Source organism: Xanthomonas sp. DAR33341 (genome assembly GCF_003992815.1).
Taxonomy (GTDB): Bacteria; Pseudomonadota; Gammaproteobacteria; order Xanthomonadales; family Xanthomonadaceae; genus Xanthomonas; species Xanthomonas cissicola.
Genome location: NZ_QEYV01000054.1, coordinates 1 through 4454, shown reverse-complemented (window position 1 = coordinate 4454; position 4454 = coordinate 1). Strand labels below are relative to the sequence as shown.

Sequence of the window (4454 nt, the reverse complement as noted above, 5' to 3'; positions counted from 1 at the left end):
CTGCGCGGCTTTGGTGCGGTACTGCTGCAGCCAACCGATGTTGACGTCTTCCAGCAGCGGGAATGCGGCGCGGTCGGTGTCGGCGGCGGCATGGGTACCGTTGAAGCCGATCTGCAGACGGTCCAGCGCCTGACGCTTGACGATGGCATCGCGCAGGCGCGCCTGGAAGTCCGGGAACTTGGCCCAGGCATCGAGCAGCGCATACGGAATCGCGGTGTCGAAGTCGGTCTTCTTGGCGACATACTCGTTCTTGTCGAGCGCGGCGACGTTGCGCGGGGTGCGGGTCTTACCGGCGCCAGTGTCGGTGCGGCTGGCGATGCTGCCGGTGACGCCGATGCCCACCTTCTGGCCGGACAGTTCATCCACCGGGATGATGTTGATCTTGGACAGGAACTCGCTCGACTCCTGCATGCGCGTTTCCAGCTTCTGCTGCACGGTCGGATCGACAGCGAAAGAATGGAAGGCGGAGGTGATGCCGTTGAGCTTGGCGATCTGCTCGGCGAACTGGTTGAACTGCAGGCGGGTGGCGTTTTGCATGGTGGCTCCGAAGGGTGTGGCGCTGCGGCGTGTGTGTGGTGTGGGATCAGCAGTCGGTCAGCACGGCCGCGCCGCTGCCGGTGACCACCGGGCGTGCGGGCTGCGTGGGGTCGGGCTGCTGCGACAGCGACTCGCGCAGCTGCGCCAGGTCGTTTGCCAGCTGCTCGTGCTTGCTCTTCTGCTCGGCGTGCTCGGCCTGCAGGCGGTTGAAGCGTTCGTCCTGGCCGCGCACGTGCTCGGCGATCTCTTCGATGCCTTCGCCGAGGTCTGCAAACTGGGCGGCGGTGATGCTGGTGGCGTCCTCGCTCTTAAGAGCGGTGCGGATCCGGCTGAGCAGATTGGCGACCGGGCCTTCGCTGACTTCGCTGAATTCCAGCGCGGTTTCCTCGGCGACGGTGAACAAGTTGCCCGGTGACTGCTTGCGATCTGCCAGCGGATTGGCATCCGGGTTCTGGCTGGCAAAGCTGAGCATGGAGGTGCCCAAGCTGGCAGGCGAATCGGTCACGGCCAGGCCGACCAGATACGCCTTGCCGGTGTTGGCGAACTTCTCCTGCACCTCGATGCTGGTGTAGAGCTTCTGCTTGGACTTGTTGATGGTGATCAGGTCGGCGGTCGGCTCGATCTGTGCGAACAGCGCCAGACGCTTGGTGCCGTCGATCTCTACCTCTTCGGCCTTGACGGCGGTGACATCGCCATACGCTCGGAACGGCGAGTCCGGTAGCAGGCTGCGCATGTGCTCGATCCAGATGCGGGCGTTGTAGGTCTCGCGGTTGTAGGTGGCGGCCATGTCGTCGATCCAGCTGCGCTGAATCGTGCGGCCATCAGTGGTGGCGCCTTCGACGGCCACGCGGAACCAGTTGGAACGGAACTTCTTGGTCTTGCCCGACATGGGTGTCCTTTGCGCTGGATGCGTTTGCGATGACCCATGGTCAAACGCGACGCAAAGCGCAGCAACGAAACCACCATGTAAACAAGGCGATTACGCGTCGTTGAACTGTCGGGATTAAGAGGTGGGCCGCACCCTGGTCGGCATGCAAAACGTTGCCACCCAGCTCCCGATGGACACCCGCAGACAGGCCAAGTTCCTGTACTGGATGGGATGGCGCGTGACCGAAATTGCGCAGGCCATCGGCGAGAACGAGAAGACTGTACACAGCTGGAAGTCGCGTGACGAGTGGGATCGCGCAGATAACGTCGAGCGCATCGGCGGCGCACTGGAAGCGCGCCTGGTCGTGCTGATCATGAAGCCGGAAAAATCCGGCGGCGACTTCAAAGAAATTGATCTGCTGCACCGGCAGCTGGAGCGCCAGGCGCGCATCCAGCGCTACCAGGGCGGCGGCAACGAAGCCGACTTGAATCCAGCTGTCGCCAATCGCAACGCCGCGCCGAAGAAGAAGCCCAAGCGCAACGACTTCACTGAGGAGCAGATCGAACAGCTCACCACGGCGTTCGTCGACGGCTGCTTCGACTATCAGCGCGACTGGTACCGGGCCGGCAACCAACGTACCCGCATCATCCTCAAGTCGCGTCAGATCGGTGCCACGTACTACTTCGCCCGCGAGGCGCTGATCGACGCGCTCACCACCGGGCGCAACCAGATCTTCCTCAGCGCGTCCAAGTCGCAGGCGCACCTGTTCCGTAGCTACATGCAGCAGTTCGTGCGCGAGACGATCGACGAGACGCTGTCCGGCGGCGACACCATCGTGTTTCCCAACGGCGCCGAGCTGTTCTTCCTGGGCACCAATGCGCGCACCGCGCAGGGCTACCACGGCAATTTCTACTTCGACGAATTCTTCTGGACCTACGGGTTCAACGAGTTGGAGAAGGTTGCCAGCGGCATGGCCATGCACCAGAAGTGGCGCAAGACCTACTTCAGCACGCCGTCCAGTATGGCGCACGAGGCCTACACCTTCTGGACCGGCGAGCGCCGTAACAAAGGCAAGCCGGCCGCACAGCGGATCCAGATCGAGGTCTCGCACGATGCGCTGGCCGGTGGGCGCCGCTGCCAAGACCGCGCGTGGCGGCAGATCGTCAACATTCTCGATGCCCAGCGCCGTGGCTGCGACCTGTTCGACATCGATGAGCTGCGCGAGGAATACAGCCCGGACGCCTTCGCCAACCTGTTGATGTGCGAGTTCGTCGACGACGGCGCCAGCATCTTCCCGCTTGCGATGCTGCAGCCGTGCATGGTCGACAGCTGGGTGGAGTGGGGTCAGGACTACAAACCGTTCGCCGCGCGCCCCTACGGCGATCGCGCGGTGTGGATCGGTTACGACCCGGCCGAGACCGGCGATACCGCCGGCCTGGTCGTGCTCGCACCACCGCAGCAGCCTGGCGGCAAGTTCCGGCTGCTGGAGCGCATCCAGTTCCGGGGCATGGACTTTGCCAAGCAGGCCGCCGAGATCGAGCGCATCACGCGCCGCTATTGGGTGACCTACATCGGCATCGATACCACCGGCATGGGCAGCGGCGTGGCACAGCTGGTGAAGCAGTTCTTCCCGAATCTGGTCACCTTCAGCTACTCGCCCGAGGTCAAAACGCGCCTGGTGCTCAAGGCGTTCGACGTTATCCACAACGAGCGACTGGAGTTCGACGCCGGCTGGACCGACGTGGCGCAGTCGTTGATGGCCATCCGCAAGACGATGACCGCCAGCGGCCGGCAATCCACCTTCACCGCTGGCCGCTCGGAAGAGACCGGCCACGCGGACCTGGCATGGGCACTGTTCCACGCGCTGCAGAACGAACCGCTGGAAGGGCGCACCGCGCGCAATTCCGGCTTCATGGAGATCTCTTGATGTTGACTGATCAGTTGCCCGCTACCGCGCCTGCAGTGCCCGCACGCGCCGAGGCCTTCACCTTTGGCGACCCGACGCCGGTGCTCGATGGGCGCGGTGTGCTGGACTACTTGGAGTGCTGGCAGAACGGGCGCTGGTACGAGCCGCCGGTGGCGCTGGATGGCCTGTCCAAGACCACCCGCAGCAATCCGTTCCTGCAGTCCGGGCTGATCTTCAAGCGCAACACGCTCGCGCGCACCCTCAAGCCGCACCGGCTGCTGACGCGCGAAGCCTTCGAGCAGTTGTCGCTGGACTGGATCACGCTGGGCAATGGCTACCTCGAGCGCCGCCGCAACCGCATGGGCGGTGCGCTGTCGCTGAATGCGCCGCTGTCCAAGTACATGCGGCGCGGCATCGCCGAGGGCGAGTACTTCCAAGTGCGCACCTGGCACGACGAACATGTGTTCGAGCCGGGCAGCGTGTTCCAGCTACGCGAGGCCGATGTCGATCAGGAGCTCTACGGCCTGCCCGAGTGGATGCCGGCGATGCAGTCGGCGCTGCTCAATGAGTCGGCCACATTGTTCCGCCGCAAGTACTACAACAACGGCTCGCATGCCGGTTTCATCCTGTACCTAACCGACCCGCAGCAGAGTCAGGAAGACGTGGATGCGCTGCGCAACGCCATGAAGGGCGCCAAGGGGCCGGGCAACTTCCGCAACCTGTTCATGTACTCGCCAGGCGGCAACAAGGATGGCTTGAAGCTGATCCCGGTCAGCGAAGTGGCGGCCAAGGATGAGTTCAGCGGCATCAAGGGCATCACTCGCGACGACATGCTGGCCGCGCTGCGGATCCCGCCGCAACTCATGGGCATCGTGCCGCAGAACGCTGGCGGCTTCGGGTCCATCCGCGAGGCGGCCGCCGTGTGGGCCGCCAATGAGCTGGAACCACTGCAGGCGCGCATGTTGAAGATCAACGACTGGGTGGGCGATGAGGTGATCGCCTTCACCCCGTACGCGCCGCCAGCGACGGCGTAATCCTTTCCCACCGCAAGACCACGCAATGCTCAAGAACCTCCGTTGTGGCGAATGCGCCCGCCTGCTGTGCAAGGCCGGCGCCTTCGACGAAATCCAGATCAAGTGCCCG

Annotated in this window: 5 protein-coding genes; 3 read left to right on the top strand and 2 right to left on the bottom strand. The window is 64.0% G+C overall.

The features are described 5' to 3' along the window. A partial coding sequence (locus EO156_RS23795; protein ID WP_126936774.1) for a phage major capsid protein, P2 family occupies nt 1–537 on the bottom strand: 537 nt, incomplete at its 3' end. 46 nt (nt 538–583) lie between these two features. Beyond that, entirely contained in the window at nt 584–1426 is an 843-nt protein-coding gene (locus EO156_RS23790; RefSeq protein ID WP_029996354.1) for a GPO family capsid scaffolding protein, read from the bottom strand. A 142-nt stretch (nt 1427–1568) separates the two neighbouring features. Between EO156_RS23790 and EO156_RS23785 the strand changes: the two genes are divergently transcribed. The 3 genes from EO156_RS23785 to EO156_RS23775 form a co-directional block, all read left to right on the top strand. Beyond that, nucleotides 1569–3332, top strand: coding sequence for a terminase ATPase subunit family protein (locus tag EO156_RS23785; protein WP_206513895.1), 1764 nt, complete (start codon nt 1569–1571; stop codon nt 3330–3332). After that, a complete protein-coding gene (locus tag EO156_RS23780) occupies nt 3332–4345 on the top strand; it encodes a phage portal protein (RefSeq protein ID WP_016850658.1) in 1014 nt (337 codons plus the stop codon). Before EO156_RS23785 ends, EO156_RS23780 begins: the two co-directional genes overlap by 1 nt. A 25-nt stretch (nt 4346–4370) precedes the next feature. Further along, a partial coding sequence (locus tag EO156_RS23775; protein ID WP_126936775.1) for a Com family DNA-binding transcriptional regulator occupies nt 4371–4454 on the top strand: 84 nt, incomplete at its 3' end.

Excerpts from the sequence above, each read along its gene's own strand:
- EO156_RS23790 (WP_029996354.1), bottom strand. The coding sequence starts at position 1,426 with ATGTCGGGCAAGACCAAGAAGTTCCGTTCCAACTGGTTCCGCGTGGCC.
- EO156_RS23780 (WP_016850658.1), top strand. The coding sequence starts at position 3,332 with ATGTTGACTGATCAGTTGCCCGCTACCGCGCCTGCAGTGCCCGCACGC.
- EO156_RS23785 (WP_206513895.1), top strand. The coding sequence starts at position 1,569 with ATGCAAAACGTTGCCACCCAGCTCCCGATGGACACCCGCAGACAGGCC.